General features: G+C 55.8%; 18 protein-coding genes. 10 read left to right on the forward strand and 8 right to left on the reverse strand.

Translation table 11 applies throughout. From position 1 onward, the window contains the following. The first annotated feature begins 60 nt into the window (after window positions 1-60). Genes BV390_RS11260 through pgtA form a run of 3 tightly spaced genes read left to right on the forward strand, consistent with a single transcriptional unit; the run spans window position 61 to window position 4,488 of the window. Window positions 61-1,254 (forward strand): ABC transporter substrate-binding protein, encoded by a 1,194-nt coding sequence (locus BV390_RS11260; RefSeq protein WP_139155984.1) that lies wholly within the window; start codon window positions 61-63, stop codon window positions 1,252-1,254. Beyond that, complete coding sequence (gene pgtB, locus BV390_RS11265; RefSeq protein WP_046852493.1) at window positions 1,251-3,278, forward strand: two-component system sensor histidine kinase PgtB; 2,028 nt, start codon at window positions 1,251-1,253, stop codon at window positions 3,276-3,278. The genes BV390_RS11260 and pgtB overlap by 4 nt, the downstream gene beginning before the upstream one ends. Then, window positions 3,244-4,488: a two-component system response regulator PgtA gene (pgtA, locus tag BV390_RS11270; RefSeq protein ID WP_032687668.1), complete on the forward strand. Its 1,245-nt coding sequence runs from the start codon at window positions 3,244-3,246 to the stop codon at window positions 4,486-4,488. Before pgtB ends, pgtA begins: the two co-directional genes overlap by 35 nt. A gap of 10 nt (window positions 4,489-4,498) precedes the next feature. Here the strand turns inward: pgtA and BV390_RS11275 are convergent, their stop codons facing one another. Together BV390_RS11275 and BV390_RS11280 are read right to left on the reverse strand one after the other, a co-directional pair. Continuing rightward, window positions 4,499-5,824 carry a uracil-xanthine permease family protein gene (locus BV390_RS11275; protein ID WP_032699821.1) on the reverse strand — a complete coding sequence of 442 codons (1,326 nt, stop codon included), beginning with the start codon at window positions 5,822-5,824 and terminating at the stop codon, window positions 4,499-4,501. A 60-nt stretch (window positions 5,825-5,884) separates the two neighbouring features. Continuing rightward, entirely contained in the window at window positions 5,885-7,009 is a 1,125-nt protein-coding gene (locus BV390_RS11280) for an aryl-sulfate sulfotransferase (protein ID WP_032696177.1), read from the reverse strand. 198 nt (window positions 7,010-7,207) lie between these two features. On the opposite strand from BV390_RS11280, the gene BV390_RS11285 reads away from it, so the two are divergent. After that, window positions 7,208-8,227: a LacI family DNA-binding transcriptional regulator gene (locus BV390_RS11285; protein ID WP_032699823.1), complete on the forward strand. Its 1,020-nt coding sequence runs from the start codon at window positions 7,208-7,210 to the stop codon at window positions 8,225-8,227. Window positions 8,228-8,239: 12 nt separating this feature from the next. On the opposite strand, the gene BV390_RS11290 is transcribed toward BV390_RS11285, so the two are convergent. The 4 genes from BV390_RS11290 to BV390_RS11310 form a co-directional block, all read right to left on the reverse strand. Then, a complete protein-coding gene (locus tag BV390_RS11290; protein WP_085396935.1) occupies window positions 8,240-8,788 on the reverse strand; it encodes a DUF924 family protein in 549 nt (182 codons plus the stop codon). A gap of 40 nt (window positions 8,789-8,828) precedes the next feature. Continuing rightward, window positions 8,829-9,437 (reverse strand): maltose acetyltransferase domain-containing protein, encoded by a 609-nt coding sequence (locus BV390_RS11295; RefSeq protein ID WP_085396936.1) that lies wholly within the window; start codon window positions 9,435-9,437, stop codon window positions 8,829-8,831. A 193-nt stretch (window positions 9,438-9,630) separates the two neighbouring features. Beyond that, on the reverse strand, window positions 9,631-10,212 hold the full coding sequence (locus BV390_RS11300; protein WP_032687672.1) for a nuclear transport factor 2 family protein: 582 nt from the start codon (window positions 10,210-10,212) through the stop codon (window positions 9,631-9,633). A gap of 222 nt (window positions 10,213-10,434) precedes the next feature. Then, window positions 10,435-11,676 carry an MFS transporter gene (locus BV390_RS11310; RefSeq protein ID WP_047664907.1) on the reverse strand — a complete coding sequence of 414 codons (1,242 nt, stop codon included), beginning with the start codon at window positions 11,674-11,676 and terminating at the stop codon, window positions 10,435-10,437. A 142-nt stretch (window positions 11,677-11,818) separates the two neighbouring features. Between BV390_RS11310 and BV390_RS11315 the strand changes: the two genes are divergently transcribed. Both BV390_RS11315 and BV390_RS11320 read left to right on the forward strand, forming a co-directional pair. Beyond that, window positions 11,819-12,274 carry a winged helix-turn-helix transcriptional regulator gene (locus tag BV390_RS11315; protein ID WP_047664906.1) on the forward strand — a complete coding sequence of 152 codons (456 nt, stop codon included), beginning with the start codon at window positions 11,819-11,821 and terminating at the stop codon, window positions 12,272-12,274. Window positions 12,275-12,383: 109 nt separating this feature from the next. Then, window positions 12,384-12,746 carry a glyoxalase/bleomycin resistance/dioxygenase family protein gene (locus tag BV390_RS11320; RefSeq protein WP_032687708.1) on the forward strand — a complete coding sequence of 121 codons (363 nt, stop codon included), beginning with the start codon at window positions 12,384-12,386 and terminating at the stop codon, window positions 12,744-12,746. Window positions 12,747-12,899: 153 nt separating this feature from the next. Here BV390_RS11320 and BV390_RS11325 read toward each other — a convergent pair whose 3' ends face one another. Next, window positions 12,900-13,220: a putative quinol monooxygenase gene (locus BV390_RS11325; protein WP_046852496.1), complete on the reverse strand. Its 321-nt coding sequence runs from the start codon at window positions 13,218-13,220 to the stop codon at window positions 12,900-12,902. A gap of 216 nt (window positions 13,221-13,436) precedes the next feature. Beyond that, window positions 13,437-14,327, reverse strand: coding sequence for a DMT family transporter (locus tag BV390_RS11330; protein ID WP_049264339.1), 891 nt, complete (start codon window positions 14,325-14,327; stop codon window positions 13,437-13,439). 103 nt (window positions 14,328-14,430) lie between these two features. Here BV390_RS11330 and BV390_RS11335 point away from each other — a divergent pair, with 103 nt between their 5' ends. The 4 genes from BV390_RS11335 to BV390_RS11355 all read left to right on the forward strand — a co-directional run bounded on the left by BV390_RS11335 (window position 14,431) and on the right by BV390_RS11355 (window position 18,303). Further along, window positions 14,431-15,765 carry an aminotransferase-like domain-containing protein gene (locus tag BV390_RS11335; protein WP_085396937.1) on the forward strand — a complete coding sequence of 445 codons (1,335 nt, stop codon included), beginning with the start codon at window positions 14,431-14,433 and terminating at the stop codon, window positions 15,763-15,765. Window positions 15,766-15,941: 176 nt separating this feature from the next. Next, window positions 15,942-16,376 carry a GNAT family N-acetyltransferase gene (locus tag BV390_RS11340; RefSeq protein WP_032696184.1) on the forward strand — a complete coding sequence of 145 codons (435 nt, stop codon included), beginning with the start codon at window positions 15,942-15,944 and terminating at the stop codon, window positions 16,374-16,376. 131 nt (window positions 16,377-16,507) lie between these two features. Further along, window positions 16,508-16,870: a YcgJ family protein gene (locus BV390_RS11345; RefSeq protein WP_080972121.1), complete on the forward strand. Its 363-nt coding sequence runs from the start codon at window positions 16,508-16,510 to the stop codon at window positions 16,868-16,870. Between the two features lie 428 nt (window positions 16,871-17,298). Continuing rightward, entirely contained in the window at window positions 17,299-18,303 is a 1,005-nt protein-coding gene (locus tag BV390_RS11355) for an IS110-like element IS4321 family transposase (protein WP_000427620.1), read from the forward strand. Window positions 18,304-18,563 lie beyond the last annotated feature (260 nt).

Raw genomic sequence — 18,563 nt, forward strand, 5'->3', positions numbered from 1 at the left:
ACAAAACGGTCAAATAAACGACAGCGGGGCTGGGGTATTGGACTCTTCCTCAGCTTGCTGATGGTCTTTAGCGTTGAGGCCAAAAAGAATGAGCTGGTGATTGCCACCACTTTCTCACCTGATGCGACCGCCTATATCATCAGCCGCTGGCAGACTCAGCCGCAATCGGTGATCATCCGTACTCTGAATCGCACCAGCGCCTCGCTGGAACAACTGCTGGACGGCGCCGGAGGCGAGAATATCGATCTGGTGCTGACTTCATCGCCCATGCTGTTGCAGCACCTGCAGGAGCATCAGCGACTGGCCGCCTACCCGGACGCGCCGGCCCAGTCGCAGCAGCGGGTACCGGCTTCGATCCGCGGTACCGCAGTCGCGGTGGCCATCTCCGGGTTTGGTCTGCTCATTAACCAGCGTAATCTCCGCGAGCGCCAGCTGCCGCTGCCCGCCAGCTGGGACGATCTGATGCAGGCGCGCTATCAGGGCACCTTATTAATGAGCAGCCCCTCGCGTTCGGATACTAACCATCTGATGGTGGAATCGCTGCTGCAACAGGAGGGCTGGAACCACGGATGGGAAATCATTTTGAGCATGGCGGGGAACCTGATCACTATCTCCAGCCGCAGTTTTGGCGTGGCGGATAAAATCAAAAGCGGCTTAGGCTCGGTCGGCCCGGTGATTGATAACTACGCCAATCTGTTGCTCGACGATCCAAACCTGACGTTTCACTATTTTCCGCACTCGGCGGCGTCACCTACCTATGTGGCGATGATTGGTCATAACCCGTACCCGGCGGATGCCCGGCGCTTTATTCAGTTTTTGCTCAGTCCGGAAGGCCAGCAGGCGCTCTCGGATACCAACACCGGAAAATACTCGATTATCCCCGATCCGGGAAATACACCGCGCGCGCGCCAGCAGCGCCAGCTACTGAGCGAACCCTCACTCAACTATCAGCTGATCCTGCAACGTCAGCGTCTGGTACAAAAGTTGTTTGATACTGCGATAAGCTTTCGTCTGTCGCAGCTGAAGGATGCCTGGCGAGCGTTGCACAATGCAGAAGCCCGGCTAAAAACGCCGCTACCGGAGGTCCGCGTGTTGCTGACCGCCATGCCGGTCAGCGAGCAGCAGAGTCGCGATGAGGACTATCTCCGACAGCTGGATAATAAAGATCGGGCCGAACAGCTCATGATGGAGTGGCAGCTCTTTTTCCAGGAACAACAGCGGCAGGCGATCGTTAAACTGGAGAACCTGAAATGAGGTTGCCCGGCTTTATCAGGAACCTGACCATCAGCGCCAGCCTGCGCGGCGCGTTCCTGACCGGCGCGCTGCTGACCCTCGTCGTCAGCGGCGTCAGCCTCTACTCCTGGCACGAGCAGAGCTCGCAAATTCGCTATGCGCTCAACGACTATTTCCCGCGGATTCAGACCTCGTTCCTGATTGAAAACAGCCTGAATACGCTGGTCGATCAGCTTAATGAGTTTTTACTGGCGGCCAATACCACCTCGCGCCTGCAATTACGCAACCAGATCCTGCAACACCTGGATGACATCGACAGGTTAAGCCAGCGTCTTGATATGCCGGAACGCCAGCAAATTAAGCTGACGCTTCGCGACAGCCGTCAGCTGCTCGCCAGGCTCGATCGTTCGCTCTACAACATGTTTATCGCGCGGGAAAAGGTCAATGAAATCACCGCGCGGATTAACTGGCTGCATGATGACTTTACCTCAGAGATGAACTCGCTGGTGCAAGACTTCAGCTGGCAGCAGGGCGCCTTGCTAGATCAGATGGAGGACCAGCAGGGCCACGCCGTTCATCGTCTGCAGGCCAATCTGCGGGCGGTGCAGGGGGAACAGCAGCAGGTCTACACCCTGGCGCGTATTGAGAGCCAGATTATCAGCGACCTGCGCGACAGACTCACCGAGGTGCAGTCCAGCACGGAGGGCGACGGTAACGTGGAAGGGCATATTCGCTACCTGACCTACCTAAAAAACACCGCGGATGAAAATATGCATCTGCTGGAAGGCTATCCCAGCACGATAACCCTGCGGCAGACCATTGACGAGCTGCTCGATACCGGGATCGCGGAAAACAAAATGCCGGCCGCGATTCGGCAATATATTGAAGCGCAAAAGGCGCTGGCGCAGGTGACGCAAGCCAAAGAGAGCACGCTGGCGCGTTTTCGCGCCCAGCTGGAGTCCCAGCTCAGCGACAGCCACGGAAAAATGCGCGCCTTCAATCAGCGCCTCGAACATACCATGTGGTTCAGCGGCAGTCTGATTCTGATTGCCACGCTGCTGGCGCTGGCGCTGGCATATTTGCTCAACCACTATTTTATCCGTTCGCGGCTGGTTAAACGCTTTATTCAGCTTAATCAGGCGGTGGTGCGTATCGGACTGGGCGATGTTAACGCCGCTATTCCGGTGTATGGCGAAGATGAACTGGGGCGCATCGGGAAACTGCTGCGCCATACCCTGGGACAGCTTACTCAACAACGCCAGCTGCTGGAACAGGAGATCGCGGAGCGCAAGAGGATCGATCTCCATCTGCGTACGACCCAGGATGAGCTGGTTCAGGCGGCCAAGCTGGCGGTCGTCGGGCAGACGATGACGACCCTGGCGCATGAAATCAATCAGCCGCTTAACGCTCTGTCGATGTATCTCTACAGCGCCCGCACCGCCATTAAGCATGAGCAGATGGCCAGCGCCAGCCAGACCCTGGCCAGGGCGGAAGGGCTGATTGGCCGAATCGACGCCATTATCCGCAACCTACGGCAGTTCTCTCGTCGTTCGGAAGCGGATACGCCTGCCAGCGCCGTCAGTCTGCGCCAGGCATTCGTTGCCGCCTGGGAGCTGCTGGCGCTGCGCCATAAACCGCTGTGCGGCGTACTGAACCTGCCGCCTGATGAACCGCAGGTCCTCGGTGACGAGGTGCGCATCCAGCAGGTGCTGGTAAATGTGCTCACCAACGCGCTGGATGCCGCCCAGACGGCGCCCTACATTAGCGTGGCATGGGAACGTACGGCGGAAGGCTGGACGGTGATGATTGCGGATAATGGCGGCGGCTGGCCGCTGGCGCTGGCGGGGTCGCTCCTCAAGCCGTTTGTAACCAGCAAGCAGCTGGGGCTGGGGATCGGCCTGTCGATCAGCGAATCATTAATGATACAGATGGAAGGGCATCTGCGGCTGGCGTCGACGCTGGATCGTCATGCCTGTGTTGTTTTGCAATTTTTAGCTACGGAAATAAGCCATGTTGACCGATCACCACAATATATTGCTGATTGACGATGACAGCGATGTCCTCGACGCCTATACCCAGCTGCTCACCCAGGCCGGGCATCGGGTTTACGCCTGTGGCGATCCGCTGCGCGCGCAGGATCTGGTCAGCGAAGCATGGCCCGGTATCGTGCTCAGCGATGTGTGTATGCCGCACTGTTCCGGCATCGATTTGCTGAAGATACTGCTTAAACACGACCCGCATCTGCCGGTGATATTAATTACCGGCCATGGCGATGTCCCGATGGCGGTTGAGGCGGTTAAGAAAGGCGCATGGGATTTTCTGCAAAAACCGGTTAATCCCGGGCAGCTGCTAGACCTGATCGATAAAGCGCTGGCCCAGCGTCAGTCGCAGGTGGTGCGGCGACAGTGGCAAAAAGAGCAGCTGGAAGACAACCTGATTGGCCGCAGCGAGTGGGTTACCCAGATGCGACAAACGCTTCAGCAGCTGGCCGAAACGGATGTCGCGGTCTATTTTCATGGCGAACGGGGAACGGGGCGAACGCTGGCGGCATGCTACCTGCATCGCCTCAGCACGCGCGGCGACCGGCCGATAATTTTCGGCGATATCCTGCAAGGCCAGGAGGCACCGCTGCAGGCGTGGTGTGAGCAGGCGCAGGGCGGGACGCTGGTTCTGCGGAATATCGAGTTTCTGAGCCAGGCACAGCAGTTGGTACTGGCCCATCAGCAAGCGCAGGATGAACCGCCGTGTCGACTGGTTGCCACGGGGCTGCAGCCGCTCATTGCCCTGGTGGGCAATAACCTTATTCTTCCCGATCTCTATTATTGCTTTGCCATGACCCAGCAGTTTTGCCCGCCGCTGGCGCAGCGTCTCGACGATATCGAGCCCCTGTTTCTGCACTATCTACAGCAGGCCTGTTTACGGCTGAACCATCCGGTACCAGAACTGCCGGCGGCGCTGGCTAAAAAGCTGGTCAATCGCCACTGGCCGAACAACGTGCGCGAACTGGCAAATGCGGCCAAGCTATTTGCCGTCGGGGTGATGCCGCTGGCTGAAATCCCCAATCCGCTGCTGCATCAGGTTGAGCCGATGCAGCTTGACCAGCGGGTTGAGGATTATGAACGGCAGATCATTATTGAGGCCCTGAACATCCATCAGGGCCGGATCAACGATGTCTCAGAGTATTTGCAGATCCCGCGCAAAAAGCTCTACCTGCGAATGAAAAAATTTGGCTTAGACAAACATCATTATCGCTGAGCGGTACGGCCTAATGCTTAAGTCTGACGGCCGCCCGTTTTTCGCTCAGCATAAACAGCGAATTGACGATGATGGCAGTCAGGGTGCCGGCCGCCATACCGTTGCCCAGTACCATCTGTATTCCTGACGGGAAATTCTGATACAGCCCGGGTACAAGTATCGGCAACATCCCCATCGCCAGACCGGCAGCTAAGGCATAGGTTTTCCCCGGCGTATGCAGCGGTTCGCGGGCAATCATACCGATGCCGATGACGCCGATGATGCTGAAAACGATCACCGCCGTACCGCAGACCACCGGGCCTGGCAGGCAGGTGGCAAGGCGAACCAGTGGGGAAAGCAGCGCAATCAGGATCAGCAGCGCTCCCGCCGTCGCCGTGACATAACGGGATCTGACGTTGGTCGTGCGCACGACGCCAATATTTTCGCCGGAGGTAATAATCAGGGAGGTGCCGAACAGTCCTCCCAGCAGCGAAATAATGGCGTCGCCGCGAATCGTCCGGGGAATCGCTTTGTGCACGTTTTGCGGCGAGTTGACGATCTCCGCGGTGGCGATCGTTTGCCCGGCCGCTTCCGCCATTGAGATGACGGCGTAAATTAATAACGGTAGCGAAGCCGTAAGATTAAAAACCGGCCAGCCGAACGGGAACAGCTGTGGCAGGCTGAACAGCGGCCCGTGACTGACCTCGCTGAAATCGGCGCTGCCCAGGGCCACCCCCAGCAGAGTACCGGCCAGTAAACCAAACATCACCGACAGCTGACGCAGGATCCCGGTAAACGCCAGCGCGAAGATAAGCGTAATCAGGATGGTCGTCAGCGCCAGAAGAATGTGGGTTGGCTGGGCAAAATGGCCGCTGCCCGGTGGCCCGATAATCAGTCCGCCGTACAAACGAATCAGGTTAATCGAGACCATCAGCAGCATGATCCCGATGATAAACGGCGGGAAATGGTGCAGAAAACGGCGGAAAACGGGCAGGGCGATAAAGTAAAACAGCGACGTTAAGATTACTGCGCCAATCGCCGTCTGTATCGACGTTTGTAGGGCAATCGCGATAAAAATTGCAATCGGCGCGCCGCCGGGCACCATGATGAAAGGCAGCCGCGCGCCGACGCTCCCGATACCGAGGCTTTGTACGATGGCTCCCAGCCCGCACAGCAAAAAGGTCGCGCTCAGTAGCGACGTGGTGACGGTATCGCTGAAGTGCAGCGCCTGGGCGATGAGGAAAACGGCGGTGATTGGCGTGGCGACCACCACCAGAACATGCTGAAACGCCAGCAACAGCAGAGTTTGCCAGGGCAGGGCTTCGTTATCCGGAATATCCGAGTCAGAACGCGGCATAGATAAATGCCTCCCAAAGAGGTCAAAAGAGAGCCGTCGACACAGGCCGACGGCGGCGAATTATTTCAACCACGGCAGCGCATCGGCAGCATAGCGGTGCGCGCGGAAAGCGCTGTTCTGCAGACCGGGGATAATGCCCTTGCTGAGGTGTTCCGGGTAGGTATTGAAGTAGGGAATGATGTATTCCCATACCGTCTCGCCCTGCGGCGTCACTTCAAACAGACGGCCAAATGCCGATTCGCAAATAAAGGTGTTGCCGTTCGCCAGGCGCTGAGCGCTTCCCATATAGGGCGAGAAAAAAGCAGGGGGGAAAATATCGCGATATTGCCAGGTGACAGCCATGGTGTGTGGATCGAATTCCAGCACCGTTGAGTGCGGAGAGGTTACCCCCTGACGAAGATTGCCGTTATCAAACACCAGAATGGTGCCATTGGCCATCTCGACCGGCGTGTGCTGTTGGGCGACAATATCCGCTCCCGCGTGCCAGACAACGTTGCCACTCTCTTTCTCTACGGCAATGACGCCGGATGTTGTGCGCAGGCTCATCAGCACCAGCCCCTCACGGGTAACCGAGAGGCCGTTGATCATCGGCCAGTGACGGCGATCGAAGATCGTATGTACCGGATAATCCTCCGGCGACAGATGCTCCCAGGCGCGCCATTCCCATACCACTTCGCCGTCGCGGTTAACCTCTTTGACGACATCGCTTTGAATGATGCCATCCGGCGCATCGCGGCGCGGGTCGCCGCCGGTAACCCGGGCGGCTATTTCCGCCGGCAGCGGGGCGGCGGCGGTGTACAGCAGATGACCGTTCGCCAGCCACTGCGCATCGTGATGATGGAAAATATCCTCGTAATGCCAGACCACTTCGTTATCCGGCGTGACTTCATAGAAATCGCCGCCGTGCCACAGGTCCCAGGCCGGATAGAGATTCGCCGAGGTGCGATGGCTGCCGTTATAGCCGAGGTTGCCGTTAGGTAACAGCACCGCATCACGTCCGGCGCGAACCGGGAGCTGCCACTGGTGCGCCACCTCTCCTTGTTCATCAATCAGATAGACCCGACCTTCGGCAGTCTGTGGGGCAAAGAGGGTATAGCCGCCAAAGCTTTTCTCCCTGTTGGCGAGGGTCAATCCGCTCGGACGACGCCCGAGGGTAAAAGCCGGATCCTGAGATAAGTGTGCCACGTAGCCTCCTGAGGAACGATTTGCCGTCAAAATTGTTCATTAAAACGTTTTAATGAAGCAACATTAGATAGGAACGACCGTTTCAGGGCTACGGGTGATAGCCACTTTTTTAATATGATTTTGTTATGTCATAGTGCGGAAAATCATACGAGGGAAATGTGCTACCCTGAGCGTAAAAACACAGGGAACGCCAGGTCTATGTCTGTTCACGATAAGAAACGCGCAAAACTGATCGATGTTGCCCGTCACGCTGGCGTGTCGCCGGGTACCGTCTCCAATGCGTTGCATAACACCCGTTTTGTTGAACCGGAGACGCGACAGCGAATCGAAGAGGCGATTCAGGCGCTCAACTACACCCCGAATATTCGCGCGCGCCAGCTACGAACCGGAAAAACAAACACCATTGCACTTCTCTCTTCTCTGCCGCTGACCATTGCGTCCGGGGCGTCGAAGCTGGGTTTTATGATGGAAATTGCGCTTACCGCAGCGATTATGGCGCTGGAGAAGCAGCATGCGCTGATCCTGGTGCCGCCGGGAAAGAACCCGCTGGATATGGTGACCTTTGATGCCGCGATTCTGCTGGAACCCGCGGAAAACGATCCGCAGCTGCGCGCGCTTGAGCAGGCAGGGATCCCCTGTATTACCATTGGCCGCACGCCGGGAACGCCAACTCCGGTTCCATGGGTGGATCTCCATTCTGCCGCCACGGCCACGCTGCTGCTGACGCACCTGCAGACGCAAGGCGCCGACCGGTGCGCGCTTTTTGTCGGTACAACGCGTCGGGCCTCAACGCTGGAAACGGAAGCCGCTTACCAGCTCTGGTGCGAAGGACGGCAGGCGCCGGTCATCTATTACCTCAATGAAGAGGAGGGGGAAACCGCTGGCTATCAGGCCGCGCGTCGGCTGGTGCAGGATAATCCCGATGTGGATGGCCTTCTGGTACTGGTCGACACCTTTGCCAGCGGGGCGGTTCGCGCCTTTCATGAAACCGCCACCGCGATCCCCCAACGAATGCGCTTAGCCACCCGATACGACGGTATTCGTGCCCGAGAATCCCAGCCGCCGCTGACATCGGTGAACATGCATCTCGATGAGGTCGCCAGGCAGGCGATTACGCTACTGTTTGCCGTGTTGGCCGGGCAAAACGTCGCTGGCAGCCGCGGTCAGATGCCGGAACTGGTGGTCAGAGCCTCAAGCCGTTTGCCTGAATTGAGCTGAGCGCGGTGACGACTACCGTTGCTTTTGAAGCCAGCAAAGCTCTTCCGGCGTCGAGCTCCTGCCGAGCGCCTGATTGCGATACGGATAGCGGCCAAACTGGTCAATCACCCGCTTGTGCTCGGTTTCTGCTCTGAGTGAACGTGTGCTCGCGTAGCGCTGATAGAGCGTGAGCGCAGTATCATGAATGATTGGCGATTCCGAATGCATAAACGGCAGCAGGGCAAAATCGCGTCTTTCAACAGGAAGCTGGTCAAAGTCAGGTTGTTTGACCAGTTCCTGTGCCAGGACCAGCGCCATACCGTCAGCCGCGAATGAAAGTGGGCTATTGCGAAACAGATTGCGTGAAAACTGATCGAGCACGATGATTTCCGCCAGGCGGCCGGAGAGGTTCTCCCGCCACTCGGCCAGCTCACCGCGCAAGGCTGCCTGATGAACCGCAGAAAAGCGGTGACGAATCTGTTCATCAAAGTCCTCGTCCGAGCGAAACCAGCGTTCAGGCGGGGTTTGATGAAACCAGAACTCCAGAATTTCGTGGGCGTCTCTCATCGTGTTAACCGACATCTTCACTCCTGTTATGAATCCTCAACGGCTGCCTGTGGTTTTACTCCGCATCCATCACCGGCAAACCTGCCAGCGCGTTCCGGCGATCTTGTTCGCCGATCGGTCTGTGCACCCGGCAGGGAACGCCGGCGGCGGCGACGTTGGCGGGAATATCTTTTGTTACCACGCTACCGGCGCCTATCACGCTGTTACGGCCAATGGTCACGCCAGGATTAATGATTGCGCCGCTACCGATCCACACATTGTCTTCCAGCGTGACGGTCTGTGAAAACTGCTGACCGCTGATGCGAACCGCGGGGTCAATCGGGTGTCCGGTGGTCGAGATGGTGACGTTAGGGGCAATCATGACATTATTGCCGATAATCACTTTGCCATCGTCGACTACCACCAGATTAAAATTTGCGTAGAAGTTATCGCCGATACTGATTTGGCTGCCGTAGGCCACGTGCAGCGGTGGCTCAATCCATACGTTATTCCCGACGCGGCCCATCATCTGGCGGATCAACGCCACGCGTTTCTCGGGTTCTGCGGGGGACGTATGGTTAAATTCATACGCCAGCATTTTTCCCCGCAGCCGCTCTTCCGGCATCCCCTCATCCATATCGGTATACAGGTAGCCACTGGCGAGTCGTTCCCGTTGCGTCATCATCTTGAGATCCTTTGTATTGCTGAAGTAGAGGGCCTACCGCATCTGGTTTACGTGCCATCGCGCGTCCGCCCGGACCAAGGGCGGGGTCTCGCCAGGGTGATAAGCCGAGACATCCTTGAGGCTATAAAAAATACTTTTTTATACATATCACGGATTTGTGTTAAAAATCGAACCCGGATTGTTGATAGTGTGCTTAGGCCAACAGCCAGCTTTTCGCTTCGGCTTTCATCTTCACTTCCAGTTCGCTGCCGCGGGTAGCAAAAATCCGTCCCAGCGGAAAACCGCTCTGTTCCAGGAGATAGGCCAAAGCAGCGTATTCACGGGGGTAAGCCTGCGCTACCGACGGGTCAATCTCAACCGGACCGAGCGGGAAGGTAAAGGTACCCATATCGTAAATGCTCTGCCGGTGAAACAGCCTCCACACTCCGTCTCTTTTTTCTGCCAGATCGTAAAACCGGTTATGGCATTCACAGCCCAGATTGAGTTTGACGTTTTCAGCGATGATCATGGCGTTGGTCTCAAGGATGGCTTTGTTCCCGCTGGCGTTAAAGGTGATCACGGGTGTGCCGATAAGGTGTTTGGTGCGTAGGTCCGATGCTCCCATCCGCATGGAACCGTCGACAAAATCGCGCGCCAGCCCTTCAAACCACGTGATTTCGATCGTGCCATCAGGGTGAAACAGCTGACGTAGCGCGGCCCATTCACCGAGGTCGCGATGCATCCAGCCATTCACCAGGTCGTTGAGTTGTTGGCGGTCTTGTTGTTGATTGTTCATCGCTTCAGCTCCTGTTAGTTGACAGCCTTCAGTTTGCGTAACGGCAGGGTTAAATTCAAATAGTCAGTTCAGAAAGCGCGACCCGGATGCGGAGGTGACGGCGACGTTTGCCTGGCAGATAGATGTTGGCTACATAGCCGATAATAGTACCACCCGTTCACCCGGTATCACGGTATATCAGGCGGGGCGCGGGAAGATGATGGTCGCACTGTCGCCACCCCGTTACATCCAACGGACAGGCGATCTTTTCCGTAACCCCAGCCAGAAAATCAGCGCCGCCGCGCTGATGCCGGCACCAGCCAGACACACTGCGTTCCAGCCCCAAAGCGCATAACATTGCGTCGCCACCACGGCCCCCAGCGCGCTGCCGACAGAGTAAAAGCCCATGTACGCTCCGACTAACCGACTTTGCGCGTCGGGCCGTGCGGCAAATATCAGGCTCTGGTTAGTGACATGGACTGCCTGTACGGCGAAATCCAGAATGATGACTCCGATGACCAGCAGCGGCAGGGAGGTTTCGGCCCTGGCGATCGGGGCCCAGGCAAAGAGCAGTAATGCCAAAGAGATGCCGGTGACGCGCTGTGCTGCCCCGCGATCGGCCCAGTGTCCGGCCTTTGACGCGGCCAGGGCGCCGGCGATGCCCGCCAGGCCAAACAACCCGATCTGCGTATGCGAAAGTCCCTGAGCGCTGAGAGGTAAAACCAGAGCCGTCCACAAGACGCTGAAGGCGGCAAAAATCAGCAGCGCAAAGATGCCTCTGACCCGTAGCGTCGGTTCCGTCATCAGCAGGTGGAAAACCGATGCCATCAGCGCCAGATAGCTTCCTGACATGGGCACTTTCCTGGCGGCCGGCATCGTCTGAGAAAGCACCGCGGCCAGCAACAGCATCAGGCTGGCTGCGCTCAGATATACCGCGCGCCATCCGGCAAGATCGGCAATCACCCCTGAGGTTAAGCGGGCGAGAAGAATCCCCAGCACTACGCCGCTGGTGACCCTGCCTACCGCTTTACCGCGCTCGGCAGGGGCGGCCAGCGCGGCGGTACAGGCCACCACGATCTGCACAACGACCGCCATGATCCCGACAAGCGCCATGGCGCCGAGGAACATGAACCAGCGTTGTGACAAGCCCGCGACCGTCAGCGCGGTCGCCAGTAGCAACAGCTGGGTGATAACCAGATATTTGCGGTTCACAAGGTCGCCGAGCGGCACAATAAACAGCAGACCGACCGCATAGCCGATCTGCGTCATGGTTACCACCAATCCTACCGTTCCGGGCTGTACGCTGAGACTTGTTGCCATCGATTCAAGCAAAGGCTGGGCAAAATAGACATTGGCGACGGCCAGCGCCGCCGTCAGTGAAAACAGGAAGGTGAGCCACGGCGTTAACCGCTGTTCCTCCCGATCGGACTCGGCTGCGTAGTCCGTTAACGCCGTCTCTTCTTTCAGGCATGGCTTCGTCTTCATGATGTTTTCCCGCGTGAATGGTGGTTTCTTTTTAAAACCAGATTACCCATAATTAATCATAAAGGTTTTTTTTTGCAACTAGTTTCGTTTGCGCTTATTCTGGCGGCAGTGCAATTCGCCCAGTGAAAGAAGGAGATGCCGAATGGCGAAGCAGAAATCACTCACCGACGGTGAATGTCCGGTCGCCAGGACTCTGGAGGCAATCGGCGAACGCTGGTGCATGATGATCATTCGTGAGGCCTTTGACGATGTCCGACGCTTCAGTGAATTTCAAAAGAATCTCGGTCTGGCAAAAAACATCCTCGCCTCGCGCCTGAAGCAGTTGGTTAATCTGGGCGTGTTCGAGATCTGTCCGGCATCTGACGGCAGCGCTTATAAAGAGTACGTGCTGACCGAGCGTGGTCGCGCCGCATTTCCCATCGTGGTGGCCATGCGGCAGTGGGGAGAGCGCTACATGTTTGAACGCGGAGAGGTGCATTCGGTACTGCTGGATAAGGCGTCGAACCGGGCGGTTATGCCGCTGGAGGTGCGCTCTGCTGATGGCAAACCGCTGGCGCCGCAGGATTGCCATCGTCGGCGAGTGGTAAAAGGCGAGTAGCGGCGGAAAGTCAGGCGCCGTCGGTAAGCTATACTCATTCCACTTCCCGGCGCAGGCAACAAGCGCGCATGGCCGGGCAATGTTCATCCCGCGAAATGAGGTCAGCTTTATGAATACTGAAATTAAGGGGGGAATTGATATTGCGATGAAGGTTCCCCCGCACCAGTATCAGCAGACGCTGGATTTCTACCGGCAAACGCTCAGGCTTCCGGAGATTACGGATAAAGCGCCAGCCACCGGCTTCATCCTTGGCCCAAACCGACTGTGGATCGATGAAGCGCCGGGCCTCAGTCAGGCGGAAGTCTGGCTGGAACTGTTCACACCCGATTTTCACGCGGCGGAAAAACATGTTGAACAACATGGCGTCGTGCGCTGCGACGCGGTTGAGCCCTTACCGGAAGGGTTTAAAGGGGGATGGATCATGAATCCCTGCAATATTGTCCATATGCTGCGGGAACCAGAGGCCTGGTAATCTCTCTTTGCCGATGGGCTACCGACTGGCCACCGGCGATTATTTATCATCCCGGCATCAAGACCCCATCTTGCGTAGAGGTCTTCTGGCCTCTACGCCATGACGGTGCGGTGACTCAATCAGCGCCCGTCTCATTTTTTACTGCCAGTCAAATCACGGCAGTTTGCTTAACCGCTGCACGTTCAGACTTGCCAGCTTGCCAGCTAAAATCTCGAGAAAGTCATCATGGTAAGGCATCGCCACGTGTTCTCTCAGATCGTCCTCAGATTTCCAACGCTCGATAAAGACAAACGACACGTTACCCCGCTGACTGAGATCGCGGACATCGGGAATGGCATGACTTTCATGCAGGTCGTATTGCAGGCAGCCCGCTTCCTTGTGGGTCGGGGCAACCATAGCCCTGGCAGCATGGCGGATAGTATCGATAAATTCAGGAAAGGGCGTAAGGGTGGCAATAATATTGACTTCACTCATTGGGGCGCCTTTTGTTCAGCGGGGATAAGCCTGGGTTATCTGAGCCAGGGACCAACTATTCAGAGTAGTCGCGTGCGGGGGCTTGATCCAGCCCGGGCCACCATCGCGTCAGACTGCCAGAGCTGAGGCGATGATGGAGGGCGTCGTGGCAGAAAGCAAACGCCATAGCCCTGTACCCCATTGAATCAAGTCGATACCAGGGCCAGGAATAGCATGTTACCTGGCAAATTTTCGCGAGCCGATCACGCATAATATAACGCCCAGCGTGATCAGCATCATCAGCGGGCTGACGGTTTCATGCAGGAGCGTAGCCGATAGCGTCAGCCCGAGGAACGGCTGTAACAGCTGTAGCTGACCGACGGCGGCAATCCCCCCGATAGCTAGCCCTTTGTACCAGAAGATAAAGCCGATCAGCATGCTGAAGAGTGAAACATAGCCTAGCGCCAGCCAGGCGGAAGCAGAGATCTGGCTTAATGAGGCCGGCAGAGTCAGAATGGATGCCATCAGCATAAAGGGCAGGGAAATAATCAGCGCCCAACTGATGACCTGCCAGCCGCCCAGCACGCGAGTTAGTTTCGCCCCTTCCGCGTACCCCAGACCGCAGACAATTACGGCGGCCAGCATCAGCAGATCCCCGGTCAGTGAAACGGCGGCGCTCTGGGATAATGCAAATCCCATGACCAGCAGACTCCCCAGCAGAGAGAAGATCCAGAAAATGGGTTTTGGCCGCTCGCCGCCTCTAATTACGCCGAAAATCGCCGTGGCGAGCGGCAGCAACCCTAAAAAGACGATGGAATGCGCCGACGTCACGTGCTGCAACGCCATTGCGGTCAGTAAAGGGAAACCGACGATCACACCGAGTGATACCACGACCAGCGGTAACAGCTGGCCCGCCTGCGGGCGTTTTTCCCGAAAGCCAAAAATGAGTATCATCGCCAACGCCCCGGCAATAGTTGCCCGCAGGAAGGTCAGAAAAAACGGGTCCATATCGAGCACGGCGACCCGCGTGGCGGGTAAAGATCCGCTGAATATCACGACGCCGAGCAGACCATTTAGCCAGCCGGAAACTGAACCTGGTGCGGCTTTATATGCTGTAGAATTTACCACTATGACCTCACGTTGCGGGGACACTCATCATCTTGAGCATCGGGTGCGCCGATGGTAATCTCACGAATCTGATACAATCAAATTATTGTCATGGATACATTGGATGAAAGCCCGTTATAAAGCCATCGTCGATCGGTTTGCGGCGTTGATTCGCAGCGGTGACATCACGTCGGGGACGCGTTTGCCAACTCATCGCGATCTTGCGGCAAAGGAGCATATTTCTCTGGCAACGGCGACGCGGGTCTATGCAGAGCTGGAAGCGATGGGGCTGGTCAGCGGGGAGACCGGGCGTGGGACGTTCGTCAGAGAGATTGCGCTGCCGCCAGGCCACGGCGTCGATCAGCATGCTGTGGCCAGCGATGTCCTTGATTTGAATTTTAACTATCCGACCTTAGCTGGGCAGGGCGATGCGCTACGTGACGCTCTGCGACGGGTTGCCGCCGCCGGTGATATTGAATCACATTTACGCTATCAGCCTCATGCCGGCAGGCTTAGCGAACGCGAGATCATTGCCGGGCATCTTGCCGGGAACCGCTTTCAACCTTCAGCGGAGAATGTGATTATCGTCAACGGCGCCCAGCATGGACTGGCTATCGCGGTGATGGGCCTGCTCAGACCCGGCGATGTGGTGGCCGTTGATGCGCTGACCTATCCCGGCTTTAAAGCCCTGGCCGCGCTATACCATCTCGAACTTATCGCGATACCTTCTCTGTCCGACGGTCCGGACTTCGCCGCCTTGCAGCAACTTTGCCAAAAAAGAGATGTGCGCGCCGTGTATACCATGCCGACGTTACATAATCCGCTGGGCTGGGTGCTGAGCCAACGGCAACGTAAAACACTGGCCGACATTGCCCGCGCTCATGATCTTGTGATCATTGAAGATGCCGCTTATGCCTATCTGGCTAATCGTCCACCTCCGCCGGTCGCCGTTTTTGCACCAGAACGTACTCTCTACATCAACGGATTTTCCAAAAATGTCGCCACCGGACTGAGAGTCGGCGCCGTTATCTGCCCTGACGCTTACCGAGGGGCACTGGAACGAGCGGTCCGCGCAACAAGCTGGAATACGCCGTCTATTATGACGACCCTGGTATGTAACTGGATACAGGATGGGACCGTCGCCCGTTTTGAAATGCTGAAGCGACGGGACGCGCGCCAGCGGCAATCCATGTTGAGAGAAGCGCTCGGGGATATGGCTTGTATCACCCATCCGGGGTCCTATTTTGCCTGGCTCCCGCTGCCGGATGAGTCCAGGGCCGACCGGGTAGCCAACCACCTGATGAATAACAATATTTCCGTTTCAACGGCTGAGCCATTCTCTACATCACTGGCGGTACCACAGGCTATCCGGGTTGCGCTTGGTTCGGTGAATATCACCCATTTACGTACGGCGCTGCTTCAGGTCCGCGAGGCTATCGAATCAGAACAATATCGTTAGCATGAAAAAACGCAGGGAAGGGAGGTCCGGACTCGGTATCCGCGGCAGAAGACAGAATACGCGCCAGAAAGTTCATCGTCTGCTGACCTGCGAATGAATATTTATCACACATATAAATTTCAACCGTTCCCTGCTATAAACGATCGCTAATATCTGCGGTTTTAAAGGGTACCACCATGATGACGCTGCAAGGTAAAGAGGGGCTTAACTCGGTTGACTGGCGGGCATTGGCTGAGCTTATCGCGGCTTCCGGTCTGGGGCAACGCGATATATCGTTGCTTGAACAGGCCTTTCGCCACAGTACGTTCTGCTGGTTTGGTTTTCACAATGGCCAGCTGGTTGCGGTAGCCAGAGCGATAAGCGATCTCACCTGGTGTAGCTATCTGGCCGATGTGGCCGTAGATCCGCGCTATCAGGGGCAAGGCTATGGCCGTCAGTTAATGCAGACAATATGTGATGTACTGTTACCCTACGGGAAAATTTTTATTTATTCGGTGCCGGATAAAACCGGATTTTATCAGCGTCACGGATTTGAATTACTCACGACGGGTATGGTCTGCCTGAACGATGAAGGTTTAGTGAAAATGCGTGAGCAGGGTTATATCAGATAAGCCGCCAGTTTGCCGACTTGCAGAATTATCTGCGGTAGACATCGACAATATATTCAAATAGTCTGACATCGCTCAGCGTGAGCAATACGGATTATCCGAAACACACATAGATTATTGAACGGGATTATTCAGTGCATATCCACATAAAACCATGCTTATTGACATTGCTGCTGGCGACGGCAGCAATCCCCGTCTGTGCGAAACAACCGGTTTCCCTTTACTCGCCGGAAGCACAGGTCCTGTGTGATAAGTACATCTGCGCCACGGCGACAGACGGCGTTTCTCACGCCATGACTGAGAAATATCTGGGCAAAGAAGCGGCGAAACGACTGAGCTCACAGGGTAAATTTGACCCGAGTTCGTTTACCTTTGCCGGCGGCACGTTCTGCGACATTAAGGAGAAGCTGTGCCGTGAAGACCGATATTACGGCGCAGAGGGTAAACACAGCGGGGCAATTTCGACAAAATATACCCGGCTGCTGTTCGGGAAGTAAGGCCTTCCCGCTCACCCGTGGTGAAGGGCAGGGAAGTCACTTGCGGCTTTGCGATCCCTGTTCTGAACCCGTTTTATTATCTGCCGGGCGCGTCCCGCGCCGGTGTTGTCAACGTTAGCTCGCCGACCACGCTCTTCCATCCGGTCCGGTGTTAGGGCCAATGAGGCTCCGTTCGCCCTGCGCGCTGTCGTTCCGTCTCGATCGCCCGATGTCGCTGTTTTCCTGAACATACCGGCTTCCTTTCATAAGGATAGCCAGCCAATCCGGGTACCTTTAGCTATATTCTTAATACAGAACAACCGCTTTTCTCTTTCAGGAATGCAACTTATCTTATGGGTGTCCTATGAATAAGAAGGATATTTAATGAGATGGTCACTCCCTCCTTCCCGGTACTATGCTGAGGATAGGCTTTCATTCGGAGAACTATCATGGAAAACATTGCGCTCATTGGTATCGATCTGGGTAAAAACTCTTTCCATATTCATTGCCAAGATCGTCGCGGCAAGGCTGTTTACCGTAAAAAATTTACACGGCCAAAGTTAATCGAATTTTTGGCGACATGCCCCGCTACAACCATCGCAATGGAAGCCTGTGGTGGCTCTCACTTTATGGCACGCAAGTTGGAAGAGTTGGGGCATTTTCCTAAGCTGATATCACCACAATTTGTCCGTCCATTCGTTAAAAGTAACAAAAACGACTTTGTCGACGCCGAAGCTATTTGTGAAGCTGCATCGCGTCCGTCTATGCGTTTTGTACAGCCCAGAACTGAATCTCAGCAGGCAATGCGTGCGCTGCATCGTGTCCGTGAATCCTTGGTTCAGGATAAGGTAAAAACAACCAATCAGATGCATGCTTTTCTGCTGGAATTTGGCATCAGCGTTCCACGAGGAGCTGCCGTTATTAGCCGACTGAGTACCCTTCTTGAGGACAATAGTTTGCCTCTATACCTCAGCCAGTTATTGCTGAAATTACAACAGCATTATCACTATCTTGTTGAGCAGATTAAAGATTTGGAATCCCAGTTGAAACGAAAGTTGGACGAAGATGAGATTGGACAGCGCTTGCTGAGCATTCCCTGCGTCGGAACACTGACAGCGAGTACTATTTCAACTGAGATTGGCGACGGGAAGCAGTACGCCAGCAGTCGTGACTTTGCGGCGGCAACAGGGCTAGTGCCTCGACAGTACAGCACGGGAGGTCGGACGACATTGCTGGGAATTAGTAAGCGAGGTAACAAAAAGATCCGAACTTTGTTGGTTCAATGTGCCAGGGTATTCATACAAAAACTGGAACACCAGTCTGGCAAATTGGCCGATTGGGTCAGGGATCTACTGTGTAGGAAAAGCAACTTTGTCGTCACTTGTGCTCTGGCAAACAAGCTGGCCAGAATAGCCTGGGCCCTAACGGCACGACAGCAAACTTATGTAGCATAACGGAAGAAATACACCGGTTTAAAGAATCACTGATCTGGTTTTGCGAATACTGATATTGATGATACTAACGGCCCACCGGCCTGTTGAGGAACCTGTAAAACGGAAAGGCTCATTGAAGCCGCATATTTTCTGGAGGTTCATCAGGCGCGGAACTCATCGAGGCGCGGGAATAAAATCCCATTCAGACGCCGGATAGATTCAAGCAAGCCAATTTATCGTCAAAATCGGTGTTGCAAAAACGGGAGTGACCATAGATTCCG

This window comes from Klebsiella sp. YJ, from assembly GCF_002108615.1.
GTDB classification, from domain to species: domain Bacteria; phylum Pseudomonadota; class Gammaproteobacteria; order Enterobacterales; family Enterobacteriaceae; genus Klebsiella; species Klebsiella planticola.